The organism is Polaribacter huanghezhanensis, assembly GCF_030444335.1.
GTDB classification, from domain to species: domain Bacteria; phylum Bacteroidota; class Bacteroidia; order Flavobacteriales; family Flavobacteriaceae; genus Polaribacter; species Polaribacter huanghezhanensis.
Genome location: NZ_CP128595.1, coordinates 722,097 through 741,181 on the forward strand (window position 1 = coordinate 722,097; position 19,085 = coordinate 741,181).

The window sequence follows — 19,085 nt, forward strand, 5'->3', positions numbered from 1 at the left end:
TATAAAGAAATCATTTTTTTAAACTACGAATCTTTGTTTTTCATCCAGCCTTTAATCTTTTCATCATCTAGTTGATATTTTTTATACTTTCCATCTCTATATCGGTGATAAATAAAAATGGGCATCAACAAAAAAGACAAGTAAAAAACCCCTAAACCCATTACAATTTCTGCTTTTGGATGATCGGTTTTTAACAAATAAATACCGATACACATCCAAAGGATAAAGATGATAAATAGACTTTTAAGAAGTGTTTTCATAAATTAAAAATTAACTTGTTACTTCAATTAGTTTATTTCTGTAAGCGGTTAGCAATTTAGATTTAGAGATAAAACCAACGTATTTTCCGTTTTTAACAACCGGTAAATTCCAAGCGTTGCTGTCTTTAAATTTTTTCATTACTTTCTCTGAATTATCTGTGTCAAAAATAACTTCTGGTGCAGATTTCATCACATCGGTTACTTTTACCTTTTCGTACATTTCTTGGTTGAACATCATAGAACGGATGTCATCCAGCAATACAATTCCTAAAAAATGTTCTTTATCATCTAAAACTGGATATAAATTACGGCTAGATTTTGCAACGTTTTCTTTGAGTAATTCTCCTAAATTCTTTTGAACGGTGGTCGTAATAAAATCGGTTTCAATTATTTTTTCGATGTCTAAAAACATCAATACATTTTTATCTTTATCATGTGTAATTAACTCCCCTCTTTTTGCTAATTGGGCTGTGTAAATATTAAACGGAACAAAGTGTTTGGTAATGATAAAAGAGATCGATGCTACAATCATCAACGGAATAAATAACTCATAACCTCCTGTGATTTCTGCAATTAAAAAAATGGCAGTAAGTGGAGCTAATAAAACACCTGCCATTAAACCAGCCATACCAACCATTGCAAAATTAATGGGTGAAACTTGAAAACCTAAAATATCAAAATAATTGATAAAAATGGCAAATAAATACCCTGTAACACTTCCTGTAAAAAGAGTTGGTGCAAAAATACCTCCAATACCACCAGCGCCAAAAGTAACAGAAGTTGCCACAATTTTAAACAGAATAATACCAACTAAAAAGAGCATTATTACTAAAATATTATTTGAATTGTAATTAAACACATTATTACTAATCACGCTACTTACATTTCCTTTTAAAATACTGTTAATGGTTTCATAACCCTCACCAAATAAGGGCGGAATAAGATAAACGACAACGCCTAAAACGACACCACCTATTAATAAGCGTTTATAAGGATTGTCTATTTTTCTGAAAAAATCTCCAATAATAAAATAAACTTTGCTAAAATATACCGAAACCAGTGCTGTAAAAACACCTAACGACATATAGAAGAAAACATCGCTTAATAAAAATTTATCTTCAATATTAATGTGTAATAATACATCGTCCCCCAAAAAGAAAAAAGAAGTTAACACGGCAGTAATGGATGCTAATAATAAAGGAATCATTGATGCCAACGTAAGTTCCAAGCTAAATATTTCTACCGCAAAAACAATTGCTGCAATTGGTGCTTTAAAAATAGACGACATAGCGCCTGCTGCTGCTGCACTAATTAATAAGGTTTTTGTTGTCTGATTTAAATGAAACAAGCGCGCAAAATTAGATCCCAATGCAGCACCTGTAGCAACCGTTGGCCCTTCCAAACCAACTGAACCTCCAAAACCCACCGTAAGTGGTGCTGTAAAAATAGAAGCCCACATTTGATGCCTAGGCATCATTCCTTTTTGCTTAGAAATGGCGTATAAAGTTGATGGAATTCCGTGTCCCACTTTCTTCTTAACCACATATTTAAGAACTAGTACTACTAGAAACATTCCTAAAATTGGAAAAATAAAATAAAAACCGTTGTGTATTTCTTTAATAAACTCGCCCTCTAATAAATACTGAATAAGATGGACTGCATTTTTTAAAATTACTGCGCCCAAACCTGCGAGTAAACCAATAATTGTACTAGCAATATTTATAAATTGTTTGTTAGAGATATTTTGATATCTCCATTTTAAAAATTTTTTAAAAATTTTTTTTGAACTAAAAGGCATTTTATTTACAAGTATTCCAACAATAGGGTTGGTGTTAAATTTGATTGATATTGCAACCTACTGTTGCTTTTTATTTAATTCCTTTAACTAATTATCATCGATAAACGCTGATGCGTTCATCTTTACACATCTCTACCTTAATTGTTTTTTGTTAAAATATCAGTTCCTAAATGGGTATTGTCTTTATTCTTAAACCAAGCGCGATTCTTCGGCATTTTTATTCCATTAATAGTTTCTTCTTTGTTTAGTAAAATATACTCACCATCATTTTTAGACTCGTCATGAAAAAACTGATATACTTCCATCGCATACGTTTTAGGATTGAAATAAAAATACCAAGTGTCTTTTCCAACTTCCTTTTTATAGGTAGCTTTTAAGACCAAATACTTTTTCCCTTTAAACGTTTTCTTGGCTACTTTTTGACGAATTATTGTACCGTCATCTTTTAGTTTCATCGGTAAACCGTACAAAAAAGTATAATAATTCTGATACATTTTTGCTCTTTCAATACTTAATTTATTCTTTTTCAAAATTTCATCAGATGGATTTTCATCACCATTAAAAACAATCTGAACACTGTCTTTCTTTATACGATACTCAGAAGTATTTTTACCGCTTTTTGCTTTTACCGAAAAGAATTGATTTGGAATATCAATTTGTATTTCACTATCTCTATTGGTGTTTTTTGGTGTTTCCATGGTTACCAATAAGGTCCCTTTAAACGTGTTCCAATTTCCGTTTGGGTCGTGGTATTCAATTGCCTTTTCTAATAATTGATTCCCTGTGAGTTCTTGACTGAAAGATTGTATTGAAAATAACAATACAAGAAGAATAAGTGATTTTTTCATAAATTAAAAGTACTAAAAAATCCCGCAAAAGCGGGATTAACATTTATTTCTGAATATCTAATTTGATACTCAATTCTTTTAGTTGATTCGCGTCGATAAAAGCTGGCGCATCAATCATTACATCTCTACCAGAATTGTTTTTTGGGAACGCAATAAAATCACGTATCGTTTCTTGTCCGCCTAAAATAGCAACCAATCGATCCAATCCAAAAGCTAAACCTCCGTGTGGCGGCGCGCCATATTCAAAAGCATCCATTAAAAAACCAAATTGTGCTTTGGCATCTTCTTCAGAAAAACCAAGATGTTTTAACATGGTTGCTTGCATTTGTTTATCATGAATTCTGATAGAACCTCCACCGATTTCATTTCCATTTAACACCAAATCATATGCATTTGCTTTTACAGCTCCAGGATCTGAATCTAACAATTCTAGTTGACCAGGTTTTGGTGATGTAAACGGGTGATGCATTGCATGATAATGTCCTGTTTCTTCGTCCAATTCTAACAATGGAAAATCGATTACCCAAAGTGGCGCAAATACTTTTGGATCTCTCAACCCTAAACGTGTTGCTAATTCCATTCGTAAAGCAGATAATTGTGCTCTTACTTTATTGGTTTCTCCTGATAAAATACAGATTAAATCTCCGGCTTTCGCTTCCGTTTTATCTGCCCATTTTGCCAAGTCTTCTTGATCGTAAAATTTATCTACAGATGATTTGAATGTTCCGTCTTCATTAACTCGACAATAAATCATTCCTAAAGCACCAACTTGTGGGCGACGAACCCAATCAATCAATTTATCTATTTCTTTTCTTGTGTAAGAATTTCCTCCAGGAACAGCGATTCCAACAACCAATTCAGCATCGTTAAACACTTTGAACTCCTTGTGCTGTGTAAAATGGTTTAACTCGCCAAACTCCATTCCAAAACGGATGTCTGGCTTGTCATTTCCATACAAACGCATCGCATCATCATACAACATTCTTGGAAATTTCTCCACTTCAACTCCGTTGATTTCTTTTAGCAAATGACGTGTCAATCCTTCGAAAATAGTTAAAATATCTTCTTGCTCAACAAAGGCCATTTCACAATCAATTTGTGTAAATTCTGGCTGTCTGTCTGCGCGCAAATCTTCGTCTCTAAAACATTTTACAATCTGAAAATATTTGTCCATTCCGCCAACCATTAATAGTTGTTTGAATGTTTGTGGAGATTGTGGCAACGCATAAAACTGCCCTTCATTCATGCGAGAAGGAACCACAAAATCTCTTGCGCCTTCTGGCGTAGATTTTATTAAATACGGCGTTTCTACTTCTATAAATTCTTGATCAGACAAGTATTTACGAACTTCCATCGAAACTTTATGACGGAAAATTAAATTGTTTTTTACCGGATTTCTTCTGATATCTAAATACCGATATTTCATTCTAATATCTTCTCCACCATCCGTTTCATCTTCAATGGTAAAAGGCGGCAGCACAGCTGCATTAAGTATAACAAGATTACTTACTAGAACTTCGATATCACCAGTTTTCATTTTAGGATTCTTAGAACTTCTTTCAATAACAGTTCCTGTAACCTGAATCACAAACTCTCTACCAAGCGTTTTTGCTTGCTCGATAATTGCTTTTGGCGTGCGATCTTCATCAAAAATTAATTGTGTAATTCCGTATCTATCACGTACATCTACCCAAATCATAAATCCTTTATCTCGCGATTTTTGTACCCAACCCGCCAAGGTTACTTCTGTATTGATGTGCGATGCTCTTAACTCACCACAAGAATGACTTCTATACATTTTATTGCTTTAAATAATGCTGCAAATTTAACAAGATAATTTTGGAAGTAAGTCTTTTAATAGAAGAAATAATTTATGTATTTCAATAACAAAATATATGATAACATACTGATATTCAGGTTATTTAAATTTAATTCATTATATTTGAGTTATCTCTTTAAAATAAATGATGTTAAGGTGTATGTAAATATATAACTAACTAAAGTTTTTTATTATGAAAAAATTACTCATTCTAGTATTTGGAATTCTTTCTTATTTTATCTTTTTTGTTACATTTTTGTATGCTATTGGATTTGTAGGAGAGTTGTACGTTCCAAAAACAATTAACAGTGGAGATTCTGGATCAAACGCAATCATTATCAATTTAGTATTGCTTTCTGTTTTTGCATTACAACACAGTATTATGGCAAGACCCGGATTTAAAAAATGGTGGAATACTGTTTTTGGAGCAGCAATGGAAAGAAGTATTTATGTGTTATTTTCTAGTTTAGCATTGATCTTAATTTATTGGAAATGGCAACCGATGACAGCTATTGTTTGGAATGTAGAAGGAGAAACATATGCAATAATTATTCAAGTAATCTTTTGGATTGGGTGGGGGATTGTATTAACTTCTACTTTCTTAATTAGCCACTTTCACTTATTTGGGTTACAACAAGTATTTGAAAATTTTAAAAATAAAACCTTAAACGATCCTGAATTTAAAATGAATCTTTTTTACAGATTGGTGCGTCATCCAATAATGTTAGGATTTATGATTGCGTTTTGGGCGAAAGCGGAAATGACGCAAGGACAGCTATTATTTGCAGCAGTAACAACAATATATATGTTCGTTGCTGTAAAATTTTTAGAAGAAAAAGATTTATTAAAAATGCACGGAGAAGATTATAAAAAATATCAAAAATCAACTTCTATGATTATTCCGTTCTTTAAATTCAACAAAAAATAAAATCTAACAACTATTTAAATAAAAGCCGCTTAAAGCGGCTTTTATTTTGTCTGTCAAACTCCAAAAATCTTTGTAAGTTTGTACTTATGAGCGCAATAAACATACAAGAGAAATTCAACTTATTTTCTGACCATTGGTCGCCAAAAAAAATTGGCGAATTAAACAATCAACAAATCTTATTAGCAAAGTTAAAAGGCGAATTTGTGTTTCACAAACACGATGATGAAGATGAGTTGTTTATGGTCATAAAAGGTTCTTTAGATATTGAATTACGAGACAAAACGGTCACCTTAAACGAAGGTGAATTTTATATTGTTCCGAAAGGAGTGGAGCACAAACCCATTGCAAAAGAAGAAGTTCATGTTTTGTTGTTTGAGCCTTTAAGCACCAAACATACTGGCGATGTAATTGCAGATATCACCTTAGAAAGGTATGAATCTATTTAAAATAGTTTTGAATGTTGAGTTATGAATTTTAAGTTCACTAAAAACTAAGGTTAATGAGTAAACTATATTTAGTTCCAACGCCAATTGGCAATTTAGAAGACATGACTTTTAGAGCAATCAGGGTTTTAAAAGAAGTCGATTTTATTTTAGCAGAAGACACACGAACAAGCGGAAAATTGTTAAAACATTTTGAGATTGGCACGCAAATGCACAGTCATCATATGCATAACGAACACAAATCGATTGAAGGAATTTTAAACAGAATTAGAAACGGAGAAACGTGTGCTTTAATTTCTGACGCTGGAACTCCAGCAATTTCTGATCCTGGATTTTTGTTGACAAGAGCCTGTGTAGAACATAATATTAAAGTGGATTGTTTGCCTGGCGCAACCGCTTTTGTTCCGGCTTTGGTAAACTCTGGCTTGCCAAATGATAAGTTTGTTTTTGAAGGATTTTTACCCGTAAAAAAAGGGAGACAAACGCGTTTGTTATTACTAGCAGAAGAAACGAGAACGATGCTATTTTATGAATCTCCACATAAATTAGTAAAAACATTAGGCCATTTTGTGGAATATTTTGGAGCTAATAGACAAGTTTCTGTTTCTAGAGAATTAACCAAACTATTTGAAGAAACCATAAGAGGAACTGCAACCGAAGTATTAACACATTACACAAACAAACCACCAAAAGGAGAAATTGTGATTGTGGTTGAAGGAAGAAGATAAAATCTTCACTTATTTAAAAAATTACTAAATGCAAAACCTCCTCTCAGAAATAAAAAAATGCACACTTTGCGAACCTCATTTAGAGTTGGGCGCAAATCCTGTAGTTTCTGCGCATCAAAATTCTAAAATTGTAATTATCGGGCAAGCACCCGGAATTAAAGTGCACAATTCTGGTATTCCGTGGGACGATGCAAGCGGAAAACAATTGCGAAAATGGCTCAATGTTTCTGATGAAGATTTTTACGATGTAGAAAAATTCGCCATTATCCCAATGGGATTTTGTTATCCCGGAAAAGGAACTTCTGGTGATAAACCGCCACGTAAAGAATGCGCTCCGCTGTGGCACAAACAATTATTTGACAACATGCCACATGTAGAATTGGTGATTCTTATCGGAATGTATGCACAGAAGTATTACTTAAAAGACAAAGCAAAAAGAACATTGACAGAAACAGTTGAGTTTTATCCAGCATATTTACCAGCGTTTTTTGTGTTGCCACATCCATCGCCAAGAAATCGGTTTTGGCTGACTAAAAACCCGTGGTTTGAAAAAGAAGTTTTACCAACGTTAAAAGAAACCATTTCAAAAATAATTTCATAGAAAAATCGTAGTATTACACTCCAAAAACAACTCTATCATGTTCAAAAAATATTTTATCCTCGCTTTTTGTGTGAGTTTATTTGTTGCGTGTCAACAAAACAATGAATTAAAAACTGCTGAATATTCAGACGTCATCAATAAAGAATTTACTGGAAATTTGGCTTTTGAAACCACTTCTTTTGTAGAAAAATACTGGCGTGTTGTTGGTAATACAGGTTTTAATAAAAGTGTCCATTTTATTGCTGAACAACTCGAAAAAGACGGTTATGTTTTAGAGGAAAAAGCAACCGAAAAAGACAAACTAACTTACAGAATAGAGAAGCGTCCGTTAAAAAGACCAACTTGGGAATCTGTGGATGCAACGGTAACAATTAATGGAGAAAAAGCACCATTATTAGCACATGCAACCAACAGAAATATGATTGCTTTAAACTCTTACAGTACTCCGAAAAATGGCGTAACTGCTGAAGTAATTTATATCAAAGATCTTAAGAAATTAAAAACAACCAACGTAAAAGGAAAAATTGTTTTTGCAGAAACAAGTCCTGGAAGAATTTTTAAAATTGCTCTAGATGGTGGAGCTGTTGGTGTAATAACCTATAGCAATCCTGCCTATTTACAACCAGAAAAAAATACAACTTCCATTCAGTTTCGTTCTGTTCCTTTAGACTCCGTTCATAAATCTTGGGGAATTGCCCTATCTTTTGCAGCAAAAGAGCGTTTAAAATCCGCTTTATCAAAAGGAAAAGTGAGTTTGAATGTACAAATTGAAACAAAGATTTATAAATCAGAAGAACTAACCATTGTTGCTGATGTTAAAGGAAGTGAGCAACCAAAAAAACGCTTGGTTTTTAGTGCTCATATTCAAGAGCCTGGTGCAAACGATAATGCTACAGGAGTTGGAGTTGCGTTAGAAATGGCTGCTGTTACAGCAAAATTGGTGAAAGAAGGAAAAATAAATCCGAAGAGAACATTAACCTTTTTATGGGGCGATGAAATTGTATCAACAGGAAGATACGTGAAAGAAGATAGCATCAGGGCAAAAGATATTGTTTGGGGAATTTCTTTAGACATGGTTGGAGAAGATACTGAGAAAACTGGCGGAACTTTTTTAATCGAAAAAATGCCAGATCCTAGTGCCATTTGGACAAGAGGAAATGATAAACATACAGAATGGGGCGGAAGAAAATTAAAGGCAAAAGACCTGAAACCACATTATCTAAACGACTTTGTAATAGAAAAATTTAAAGCACAAGGAAAACGTGCAAACTGGGTTGTAAATACAAATCCATATGAAGGAGGAAGTGATCATGTGCCGTTTTTAAGAGGAAATATACCGAGTGTGTTGTTTTGGCATTTTACAGATCAATTTTATCATACTGATAATGATAGAATTGATAAAGTTTCTAAATCGACCTTAAAAAATGTGGGAACAGCAGCATTAATTTCTGCTTTTGAATTGATAAATGCTGATGCAAACACCGCAAAAAAAGTATTAAAAAACATTGAAAATGCTGCCATTACTCGTTTAAACGAAGAGTTAAAACAAGGTAAATTAGCCATGGAAAAAGGAGAAGATGTAAAAACGCAAGTAGAAATAGTTACTGCTTGGGAAGATTGGTATGTTAAAGCTGCTGCAACAACTTCTGATATGGTTTCTGATGTTTCATTGATACAATCAGATATTGAAAAAGTGCAAGCTGTAATAAAAGAAAAAGCAGCAAATATTAATCTATCTTTAAGTAAATAAATTACTTTTTATCAAATAATTAACTGTAATTTTAAAACAACAAACATGCAAAATAAAAGTTACGACACCGTAAGTGAAGCTATGACCGACCTTAAAAAGCTTGGTTATACTATGGATTTTTCAATTATGACTGAAGAAGATTGCATCATATGTCATAAAACACAAACAGAATTATCGCCAGAAGATTTTAAGATAGATGCTTTTTACAGGTTTGAAGGAGACAGTGATCCAGGAGATGAAATGATTGTTTATGCAATTTCTTCAAATACATATAATTTAAAAGGAATTGTCGTAAATGCATTTGGAATGTATGCTGATACCACAACTTCGGCAATTGTAGAAAAACTAAATAACATTTATAAAAACCCCAAGTAAGGAAAGTATAATTATAAACCATTAGATATAAAAAAACCTCATCAATTACTGCAATAATTAGCGTACATGATGAGGTTTTTAGTATAAAATAGGTTTCGTTTATTTATCTAATCCGCCTTTTCTTTGAGGAGAACGAGGTGTTGGCCATTCTCTCGCTTTTCCTGTTCTAGGATTGATTGGCATTACAATTTTCTCTGTAGAAGTTCTGTTTGGATCTTCACTTGCCATATATGTTAAAATAGCCGTTAAGATTGCGTTGTTTCTTACATCGTCAAAAACAATTTTATCATAGGTATCTCTATTTGTGTGCCACGTATAATTCCAATAAGACCAACTTAAAGAACTTAAACTAAATGCTGGCGCGCCAGCCGCTAAGAAAGAAGCATTATCTGATCCTCCTCCGCTTGGCATTCCAGGAAAATTTGTTTTAATGTGTTTTGTAATATCTTTTGGCACAGCAGATAACCATCTTGATAAGAAGTCATACGAATGTAAAAATCCTGCACCTGAAAGGTTTACAACGCGTCCTGTTCCGTTATCTTGATTAAAAGAAGCTTGAATGTTTTTTACAATTTCTGGATGATCTTCTACAAAAGCTCTAGAACCGTTTAAACCTTGCTCTTCACTTCCCCAATGTCCCACTAAAATGGTTCTCTTCGGATTTGGATACATTTTCTTTAAAATACGCATCGCTTCCATCATCACTAAAGTTCCAGTCCCGTTATCGGTTGCTCCAGTTCCACCATCCCAAGAATCAAAATGTGCAGAAAGCACAATGTATTCATTAGGGAATTCAGTTCCTTTAATTTCTGCAATGGTATTAAAATTATCTACTTTTCCTAATTCTTTAGATTTCGCAACAATATCAATTCTTGGTTTATCTCCATATTCTACCATTCTGTATAACATTCCGTAATCTTCTAATTCCATATCAACTGTTGGAATTTTTTTAGTTCTAGCGCTAAAAATTTTGTTTACCCCAAATCCTCTAGACCAATTAGAAGCAACCAAACCAGCGGCTCCTGCTTTTTCTAATTCAGCGATGATTGTTCTAGAATTAAATCCTGTATTTTTAATGTTTTGAGACCATTCTTTAGTAGATTCATTACGCTCTTTTTTCATTTTTTCAAATGATTCTGGCGTCGCAAACTCTTCCCAGTTATAATCTGGTCTTCCTGTAGGTTGTTTCATAGAAATCAACACAATTTTTCCTTTTATCGTTTTTAACCAACGTTGAAATGCTTCTTTGTCAGAAATTTTAGGAATAATTATTACTTCTCCAGAAACTCCTTTTTTAGAAGTACTTGGATTCCAAGCCAATTGCGTTGCATTTAAACTTTGCACTCTTGGATACGTCATATCTACATGCGTAATTCCGCGTTCCCATCCGCGCCATTCTCCCCATTTTTCATTTTTGGCAGAAATTCCCCAAGATTTGTATTTGGCAACAGCCCAATCGTTGGCTTGTTTCATTTGTGGCGTACCAACTAAACGTGGTCCGATAACATCTAAAAGTTGGTGTGCTAAGTTTTCTAATTGCGAGTTGTTGTTTGCTTCGTTAATAATGTTTTGAACAACTGGATCTTTACTTTGTGCATTAACAGCCGTTGACGCCATTAGAAACAATACAAAAATTTGTAGAATTTTTTTCATTTTTATAAAATTTAATTAGTTGATGGTTAGTTGTAAATATAACGAAGTCCGGTTTATCTATTTGTTAAAATTTATGTTAAATGTCGAACAACATCACTAAAAAAGAGCTAGAATTTTGAGCAAAAAAAGGCATCATTTACTGAAATAGGTTCAGTAAATGATGCATTTTAGATTTCTATAAAAGTACTATTGGTGTTTTCCTTTTTCCCAGCCTGTTTTTCCTAAATATTTTTCTCCGCTTTCTACAGCGCCATCTTCAATTGATGTTCCCATAGAATCGTTCCATCTATTTAAATATCCGAAGAGCGAAATAACACCCAACATTTCTACAATTTCTCCTTCGTCCCAATATTTATAGAGTTCGTTTTTAATGTTTTCATCCACAGCATTTGGAACCATAGAAGCTGCCAACGAAAAATCTAAGGCGGCACGTTCTGCATCAGAAAAAGCAGCATGTGTTTTATATTCCCAAATATTATCTAATTGTTCTTGTTCTGCTCCGTAGCGTTCTGCGGCTCTAATGGCATGTGCTTGGCAATATCTACAACCTGTTGCATTACTAGAAACCCAAGCAATCATTCTTTTTAAAGCAGAAGTTACGCGACCTTCATTTGCCATAACGGCTTTGTTTAAATTGATAAATGCTTTTGAAATTGCAGGTCTTCGTTGCATGGTTAAAACAGAATTAGGACAAAATCCTAAGGTTTCATTAAAGAATTCTGCTAATTCTTGTGTTTCTAAATCGTGGTTTGCAGATAAAGGTGTTACTAATGGCATATCTTTTCTATTTTTATACCTTCAAATATATCTATTTTTATAACTTTAACTTTCTAATTCATCAAAACTTATCTATGAAGCTCAAATTACATTCTTATGATCTAGTGTTACAACACACTTTTACAATTTCTAGAGAATCTAGAAACACACAACCAACGTTAATTGTAGAATTGTCTGAGGATGGTTTTCATGGTTTTGGAGAAACTTCTTCCAACACCTATTATCAAATTACCATGAAAAATTTGATTGATCAAATTACCGAAAACCAAGCTTTTATTGAATCATTGTCTGATGCAACTCCAGATGAATTTTGGACAAAACTACAACCACTTTTTAAAAATAATATGTTTGCACTTTGTGCTTTAGACATGGCTTTTAACGATTTGTATGCGCGCAAAAAAGGTAAAAAATTATACGAAGTTTGGCTTTTGCAACCAAAAAATAATCCGATGACAGATTATACCATTGGAATTGACGCTATTGAAACCATGGTTGCTAAAATGAAAGAATTGCCTTGGCCAATTTATAAAATAAAATTAGGAACAAAAAACGATATTGAAATTGTAACCGAACTTAGAAAACACACCAATGCAATTTTTAGAATTGATGCCAATTGTGGATGGACAGCAGATGAAGCAATAGAAAACTCTTTTAAATTAAAAGAATTAGGCGTAGAATTTTTAGAGCAGCCTTTAAAAGCTGATGATATTGAAGGTCATAAAAAATTATTTGCAAATTCTGCCTTACCAATTATTGCTGACGAAAGTTGTATTGTAGAAAGTGATGTTGAAAAATGTGCAGGTTTATTTCATGGGGTCAATGTAAAACTAACCAAATGTGGCGGTTTAACTCCAGGAAAAAGAATGTTAGAAAACGCCAAAAGATTGGGCTTAAAAACCATGGTTGGTTGTATGACAGAATCGAGCATCGGAATTTCTGCTATTGCGCATTTATTGCCTTTATTGGATTATGTTGATATGGATGGATCCTTGCTTTTAAAAGAAGACATTGCAACAGGAATTACCATTAAAGACGGCGTAATTTTGTATGCTGATGAAAATGGAATAGGAGCACATTTATTGTAAGCATGCAGTTACAAAAAGCTCCAAATACAACAGCAATCATCAACAACAAAGAATATTTGTTTTTTAGCGGAACTTCGTATTTAGGAATTCCGATGTTGCCGCAGTTTCAAGAAATAGTAACACAAAGTATTCTAAAATGGGGAACTTCGTATGGAAGTTCTAGAAGTGCAAATTTAAAACTCTCGGTTTATCAAAAAGGAGAGAACTATTTAAGTGCTTTTTTAAATACTAATGATGCCGTTACAGTTTCATCAGGAACCTTAGCCGGACAATTTGCGTTGCGAAGTTTACAAAAAAAAGTGGATGCTTTTTTTTATATGCCCAAAACACATCCATCAATTTTAATTGATGAAGCTAAACCTATTTTTGAAAATGATGAGTTAAATTCTAACTTAAAAAACGCACAAAATAAATCGATTTGTATTCTTGTTGATGCCATTGCTGCTTTAGAAACAACCCCTTTTTCGTTTGCATTTTTAAATGAAATCTCTAGCACAAATACACTCTTTATTTTGTTGGATGAATCGCATAGTTTGGGCGTTTTAGGTGCAAACGGAACTGGAATTTCATCACAAATTCCGAAAGCAAAAAACAGAGAAGTTATTATTGTTTCTTCATTAGGAAAAGCATTTGGAATTAACGGTGGAGTAATTGCAGGAAGCACAGCATTTATCAATTTGGTAAAAACCGATTCGTTATTTATTGGTTGCGCAGGTATGAATCCGTCTTTTTTAGAGGCTTTTGTAAACGGAGCAGAAATCTATCAACATCAATTGAAAAAATTAAGAGAAAATTGCTCTTATGTATATCATAAAGTAAACCATTTAAAAGCGGTTCGGATGTCAGAGAATTATCCTGTTTTCTTTTTTGGAAACGAAGAAATTGCAGATTATTTATACAAAAAAGGGATTTTAATTACCAGTTTTTATTATCCTGCATCAACCAAAAAAATCAATAGAATAGTATTGAATGCAAATCACACACAAAAGCAGTTAGATTTTTTAATAGATTGCATCATCCAATTCTAATTATAGTAAATTTGTAAAAACAAAACAAAAAAATGACAACAAATACAGTAACAACATCTTGGAAAAAAAACGGACTATTAGCATCGGATAACCCCAGCGGAAACTCATTAATAATGTACGATGCTAGTGAAGATCATGGCGATTTGGTTGGTTTTGGTCCAAAAGCATTGATGCTTTCTTCGTTGGCTGGTTGTTCTGGTTTGGATGTAGATTCGCTTCTAAAAAAAATGCGCGCAGAACCAGAAGATTTTAAGATTGTTGTTACAGCAGAATTAACAGAAGAACATCCTAAATTTTATCATAAAGTACATGTTGCGTATCATTTTTATGGAACCGATTTAAAAGCAGATAAAATTACAAAAGCGGTAAATTTATCGGTAGATAGATATTGTGGCGTGATGGAAATGTTTAGACAATTTGCTAAAATAACAACAGAAATTAAGTTGCATGAAAAATAATTAAAAAATAAATTCAATACTAAATTGCTATGCGTTGGACGTTAAAAACAACACCAGAAAAAGAAAAAATTAAACACCTTGCTAACGAATTATCCATAGAAAAACCACTTGCAGAAATCTTATTGCAACGTGGAATTTCTACCTTTGATGAAGCCAAAAAATACTTTCGACCATCGTTAGAAGATTTGCACGATCCGTTTTTGATGAAAGATATGGACGTTGCTGTACACCGAATTGAAACCGCCATTGCAAACAACGAAAATATTTTAATTTATGGCGATTATGATGTTGATGGAACAACTTCGGTTTCGTTGGTTTCGTCGTATTTAAAAACGTATTATAAAAACGTTTCAACCTACATTCCAGATAGATATGGAGAAGGTTACGGCATTTCTTATCAAGGAATTGATTTTGCCGAAGACAACAATTTCTCTCTAATTATTGCTTTAGATTGTGGTATCAAAGCGTTGGATAAAGTTGATTATGCATCCCAAAAAAACATCGATTTTATTATTTGTGATCATCACAAACCAGGCGCCGAAATTCCGAAAGCTGTTGCCGTTTTAAATCCGAAAAGAACAGATTGCAACTATCCTTACGATGAATTGTGTGGTTGTGGAGTTGGATTTAAATTGGTGCAAGCGTTGGCATCCAAAAGAAAGCAAACGATAGCTGATTTAACGCCGTATTTAGATTTGGTTGCTACGGCAATTGGCGCAGATATTGTTCCGATGACTGGCGAAAACAGAACCTTGGCATATTTTGGTTTGCAAGTAATCAATTCAAATCCTAGAAACGGATTTAAAGCCATCATTCATCAATTAAAAAAGAAAGAATTAACCATTACCGATGTGGTTTTTATCATCGCACCAAGAATTAATGCTGCTGGACGCATGAAACACGGAAATTATGCAGTAGAATTGTTGACAGAAATGGATTTTGAAACTGCAGTTGAGTTTGCATCAGCCATCGAAAAAAATAATTCTGACAGAAAAGAACTCGATAAAAAAATTACGCAAGAAGCCTTGCTACAAATTACAGAAAATAAGGAAGAAAAAAACGTTACAACAGTTGTTTTTCGTGAAGATTGGCATAAAGGGGTAATTGGAATTGTGGCTTCTAGATTAATAGAAACGCATTACAGACCTACGTTGGTTTTTACAAAAAGTGGCGATAAGTTAGCTGCTTCTGCAAGATCTGTAAAAGGATTTGATGTGTATAATGCACTAGAACAATGTGCGGTATTTATTGAGCAATTTGGCGGACATAAATATGCTGCTGGTTTGACCTTATTGCCAGAAAATTACGAGAATTTTAAACAAAAATTTGAAGAAGTTGTACAGCAAACCATTTTACCAGAACAATTGATTCCAGAAATTGCGATTGATGCAGAAATTGAACTTTCTGATATTACGCCAAAATTTTTTAGAATACTACAACAAATGGCTCCTTTTGGTCCGCAAAATATGAAACCAACTTTTACAACTGCTGCGGTTAGAGATAACGGATTTGGAAAACAAGTTGGCGAAGACAAAAGTCATTTACGCCTTAATTTAATTTACGGCTCTGATAACAAAACCTATACAGCTATTGGTTTTGGTTTGGGTGATAAAATATCAATCATAAAAAATGCTTTTGATATTGTGTACAACATCGACGAAAATACGTGGAATGGTTTTACAAATATTCAGCTCTTATTAAAAGACATTAAATAAATTTTTCTTAATTTTGAGTAATTGCTAAAGAAAATGAAAAATTTACCAACCATTTTTCTTGAACAGAAAGTTCATAGAAAAGAGCATCAATTGCTTATAAAATTTAAGTATCATCAGAAATTAATTGACTTAATTAAGACTGTTGATGGTGTGCGTTGGAGCACTTCTTTAAAATCTTGGTATTTTAAAAATACCGATAAAAATTTACTTTTAATTACATGTCTTTTTGAAGGAATTACAACTGTAAACACCAGTAATATTTCAAGGAAAAAGGTCTTTAGACGCAACTTAACTGAAGATCAAAAAATACTATTAAATAATTTTTATTTGTATTTAAAAGGGAAAAGATACAGTCAAAGTACCATAAATACCTACACTTTTTTTATTGCTGATTTTATTAATTTTCACACAAAAACAGCTTTAGAAGATCTTACAAATAGAAATGTAGAAGAATTTATAGAAACGGTATTTATGGAAAGAAATTATTCTGTAAGTTCTCAACGACAATTTATAAGTGCCTTAAAGATTTTTATCGTTTTTTATCCGCAGACAGCAATTAACGACTTGCAATTAGAAAGACCAAAAAAATCTAGAAAATTACCAAATGTTTTATCACAAGAAGAGATTTTAGAAATTATTAGATGCACGCAGAATTTAAAACACAGAGCTATTTTGGCATTAATTTATTCTTGCGGATTGCGAATAAGTGAGCTGATCAATTTAAAATTAAAAGATTTTCATATAGAAAGAAAGCAATTAATTGTGAATCAAGGAAAAGGGCGAAAAGACAGATATGTAAGTTTGGCAGATAGTTTTTTGCCGCTTTTATCTAATTATTATTACTCGTACAAACCAAAGGTGTATTTTGTTGAAGGGCAAAAAGGAGGAAAATATAGCGCAGAAAGTGTGCGACAGTTTTTGCGAAAAAGTTGTTTAAAAGCAAAAATATATAAAACAGTAACGCCACACACATTAAGACATAGTTATGCCACGCATTTGTTAGAAAACGGCGTTGATATTAGATACATTCAGTCTTTATTAGGGCATGCAAAACCAGAGACTACAATGATTTACACCCATGTAAAACGCAAAGATTTAATGGAGATTCAAAACCCTTTAGATGTTGCGTTACAAAAACTAGAGAAAGCCGATAAGGAAAACAAAAAACTTTTGTTATCCCGAAAAATTTAACCAAAAATCAATATATTTGATTTGATATAACCAGTTGTGCAACATTATGAAAAAAGACAATGACCTTAGATGAACTACTTGCTTTAACGGAAAATATTAAGGTCGAAATCTCTGAATTAGAATGGCACGAAGATGATGTGAGACATAGTTTTTTTGGTCTCTACTATTCTGGTATTTATGACTTTTATATTGGAAAAACTACTTTTAGGTTAGCCGAATATCTTGGTCAGGGAAAAGTTGCTTTTACACAAGACATATATGATTTCAATCCTCACGCAAAACGTCTTTACGAAATTCAAGAACATCCAATGCTATCAGCTGGATTTCACAATGATTTGAACCGGAATGTTACATTTGGAACTTGGACTGCATTTGAATTTTCAATCTCTTTGATATTTGACTACTTGGTTACTGACCACGAATACGAATCTATTGTAAAAAAATTAAATGCAAAACTTGTTAAAGCTATTTCATCACTTGAAGAAAGTAGCAAGACTTTAATCTTAGATATATTAAAGAAATCATCTTTTGTACCACTTTTTAGAAAACTGAATTTCATAGTAAAAAGAATAGCTAATTGTTATCCCGACACTTTAAAAGAAGACAGAGAATTTGTTGAATTTGTTGGAAAATTGCGTAATTGTATGATTCATTCAAATGGATATTATCGAGGTAATTATTTTAAATATGAATTTGGAGAAACTATTTTTGAATTTGAGGATAAGCAAATATTTAGTCAAGTTGGAACCAATCAATTTGTGTATCTTGAGATAGCAATTAAATTAAAAGATATTTTCAGGAAAATTTGTAATTGCACAAATGATATTGAGAATATTCCATATCCAGAAGATGGACAAAATATTGCAAAAACTTAAATAAAATTAACGCTAAATGACAAATTTAAATACTAATCCTAAAAAACTTACACCAAAAGAAAGATATGAATTCTTGATAAATGCAAGGAATTTCCATTACGATAACTTCAACAAGTGGATGACTTACTTTTATGTTGCTATTGGTGCTTTATTTGTTGGCTATTATACAATCGCCTCTTCAGAAAATTTATATAATGAGAAAATAATATTAATTGTTCTCGGATATATTACCTCTCTTTTTTGGTATTGGTCAAGTAAGGGATATTATTTTTGGAACATCAATTTTATAACTTTGGTAAATGACTGTGAAACAAATACCCTAAAACTTAAAAAAAAGAAACGAGTTTACTCAGTTTTTGCAAACAAAAAAACACAGAACAATTACCTAAATCCAATTAGTGGAGCAAACATTTCAACATCTAAAATTGCAATTTTATTCTCATTCATAATTTCTATTGTTTGGGGAATATTACTCTTAGAGAAATTGAAAGAAATAGAAATTCATTTTATTTGCGAATTTTTAGTTTCTCTTTTCACTACTTTATTATTAAGTTATATTATACCAAAGTATTTATTAAAAAGTAAAATTGACCATTTCCCTGATTTGGAAATTGACCAAACTGAATAAAAATAACGTTGCACAACACCGTATATAATTTATTGCTGGCTTCTTGCCTACTTACGAAAGTCCTCGCGGACTTTCTTGGTCGGTAATTATTTACTAAATTAGTTGCTTGAAACACGCAACAAACC

At 32.6% G+C, this 19,085-nt stretch carries 19 protein-coding genes; 13 read left to right on the forward strand and 6 right to left on the reverse strand.

The genetic code is table 11. The features are described from left to right. Positions 1–23 precede the first annotated feature (23 nt). The 4 genes from KCTC32516_RS03520 to aspS all read right to left on the reverse strand — a co-directional run bounded on the left by KCTC32516_RS03520 (position 24) and on the right by aspS (position 4,704). Complete coding sequence (locus KCTC32516_RS03520; protein ID WP_301401982.1) at positions 24–260, reverse strand: hypothetical protein; 237 nt, start codon at positions 258–260, stop codon at positions 24–26. 10 nt (positions 261–270) lie between these two features. Then, a complete protein-coding gene (locus KCTC32516_RS03525; protein WP_301401983.1) occupies positions 271–2,058 on the reverse strand; it encodes a chloride channel protein in 1,788 nt (595 codons plus the stop codon). A gap of 137 nt (positions 2,059–2,195) precedes the next feature. Continuing rightward, positions 2,196–2,906 (reverse strand): DUF6503 family protein, encoded by a 711-nt coding sequence (locus KCTC32516_RS03530; protein ID WP_301401985.1) that lies wholly within the window; start codon positions 2,904–2,906, stop codon positions 2,196–2,198. A 43-nt stretch (positions 2,907–2,949) separates the two neighbouring features. Beyond that, entirely contained in the window at positions 2,950–4,704 is a 1,755-nt protein-coding gene (aspS, locus tag KCTC32516_RS03535; RefSeq protein WP_301401987.1) for an aspartate--tRNA ligase, read from the reverse strand. 214 nt (positions 4,705–4,918) lie between these two features. On the opposite strand from aspS, the gene mddA reads away from it, so the two are divergent. The 6 genes from mddA (at position 4,919) to KCTC32516_RS03565 (ending at position 9,550) form a co-directional block, all read left to right on the forward strand. Continuing rightward, complete coding sequence (gene mddA, locus KCTC32516_RS03540) at positions 4,919–5,653, forward strand: methanethiol S-methyltransferase (protein ID WP_301401989.1); 735 nt, start codon at positions 4,919–4,921, stop codon at positions 5,651–5,653. Between the two features lie 86 nt (positions 5,654–5,739). Further along, a complete protein-coding gene (locus tag KCTC32516_RS03545; protein ID WP_301401990.1) occupies positions 5,740–6,099 on the forward strand; it encodes a cupin domain-containing protein in 360 nt (119 codons plus the stop codon). A gap of 53 nt (positions 6,100–6,152) precedes the next feature. Next, a complete protein-coding gene (gene rsmI / locus KCTC32516_RS03550) occupies positions 6,153–6,824 on the forward strand; it encodes a 16S rRNA (cytidine(1402)-2'-O)-methyltransferase (RefSeq protein WP_301401991.1) in 672 nt (223 codons plus the stop codon). A 28-nt stretch (positions 6,825–6,852) separates the two neighbouring features. Continuing rightward, positions 6,853–7,425 (forward strand): uracil-DNA glycosylase family protein, encoded by a 573-nt coding sequence (locus KCTC32516_RS03555; RefSeq protein WP_301401993.1) that lies wholly within the window; start codon positions 6,853–6,855, stop codon positions 7,423–7,425. Positions 7,426–7,462: 37 nt separating this feature from the next. Then, positions 7,463–9,175: a M28 family peptidase gene (locus tag KCTC32516_RS03560; protein ID WP_301401995.1), complete on the forward strand. Its 1,713-nt coding sequence runs from the start codon at positions 7,463–7,465 to the stop codon at positions 9,173–9,175. Between the two features lie 45 nt (positions 9,176–9,220). Next, positions 9,221–9,550, forward strand: a complete 330-nt coding sequence (locus KCTC32516_RS03565; protein ID WP_301401997.1) for a phosphoribosylpyrophosphate synthetase — start codon at positions 9,221–9,223, stop codon at positions 9,548–9,550. Positions 9,551–9,649: 99 nt separating this feature from the next. On the opposite strand, the gene KCTC32516_RS03570 is transcribed toward KCTC32516_RS03565, so the two are convergent. Both KCTC32516_RS03570 and KCTC32516_RS03575 read right to left on the reverse strand, forming a co-directional pair. Then, a complete protein-coding gene (locus tag KCTC32516_RS03570; RefSeq protein WP_301401998.1) occupies positions 9,650–11,203 on the reverse strand; it encodes a M20/M25/M40 family metallo-hydrolase in 1,554 nt (517 codons plus the stop codon). Positions 11,204–11,389: 186 nt separating this feature from the next. Continuing rightward, positions 11,390–11,980 carry a carboxymuconolactone decarboxylase family protein gene (locus tag KCTC32516_RS03575; protein ID WP_301401999.1) on the reverse strand — a complete coding sequence of 197 codons (591 nt, stop codon included), beginning with the start codon at positions 11,978–11,980 and terminating at the stop codon, positions 11,390–11,392. Positions 11,981–12,054: 74 nt separating this feature from the next. On the opposite strand from KCTC32516_RS03575, the gene KCTC32516_RS03580 reads away from it, so the two are divergent. From KCTC32516_RS03580 to KCTC32516_RS03610, 7 genes are read left to right on the forward strand one after another with little or no spacing between them, the layout of a single operon-like run. Beyond that, positions 12,055–13,065 (forward strand): dipeptide epimerase, encoded by a 1,011-nt coding sequence (locus KCTC32516_RS03580; protein WP_301402001.1) that lies wholly within the window; start codon positions 12,055–12,057, stop codon positions 13,063–13,065. Between the two features lie 2 nt (positions 13,066–13,067). After that, complete coding sequence (locus KCTC32516_RS03585) at positions 13,068–14,093, forward strand: aminotransferase class I/II-fold pyridoxal phosphate-dependent enzyme (RefSeq protein ID WP_301402003.1); 1,026 nt, start codon at positions 13,068–13,070, stop codon at positions 14,091–14,093. A 32-nt stretch (positions 14,094–14,125) separates the two neighbouring features. Further along, positions 14,126–14,551, forward strand: coding sequence for an OsmC family protein (locus KCTC32516_RS03590; protein WP_301402005.1), 426 nt, complete (start codon positions 14,126–14,128; stop codon positions 14,549–14,551). A gap of 29 nt (positions 14,552–14,580) precedes the next feature. Further along, a complete protein-coding gene (recJ, locus tag KCTC32516_RS03595) occupies positions 14,581–16,266 on the forward strand; it encodes a single-stranded-DNA-specific exonuclease RecJ (protein ID WP_301402007.1) in 1,686 nt (561 codons plus the stop codon). A gap of 33 nt (positions 16,267–16,299) precedes the next feature. Next, positions 16,300–17,457 carry a site-specific tyrosine recombinase/integron integrase gene (gene xerA, locus KCTC32516_RS03600; RefSeq protein WP_301402008.1) on the forward strand — a complete coding sequence of 386 codons (1,158 nt, stop codon included), beginning with the start codon at positions 16,300–16,302 and terminating at the stop codon, positions 17,455–17,457. 59 nt (positions 17,458–17,516) lie between these two features. Next, positions 17,517–18,332, forward strand: a complete 816-nt coding sequence (locus KCTC32516_RS03605; protein ID WP_301402010.1) for a hypothetical protein — start codon at positions 17,517–17,519, stop codon at positions 18,330–18,332. Between the two features lie 16 nt (positions 18,333–18,348). Continuing rightward, positions 18,349–18,960, forward strand: a complete 612-nt coding sequence (locus tag KCTC32516_RS03610; protein WP_301402012.1) for a RipA family octameric membrane protein — start codon at positions 18,349–18,351, stop codon at positions 18,958–18,960. Positions 18,961–19,085: the final 125 nt, after the last annotated feature.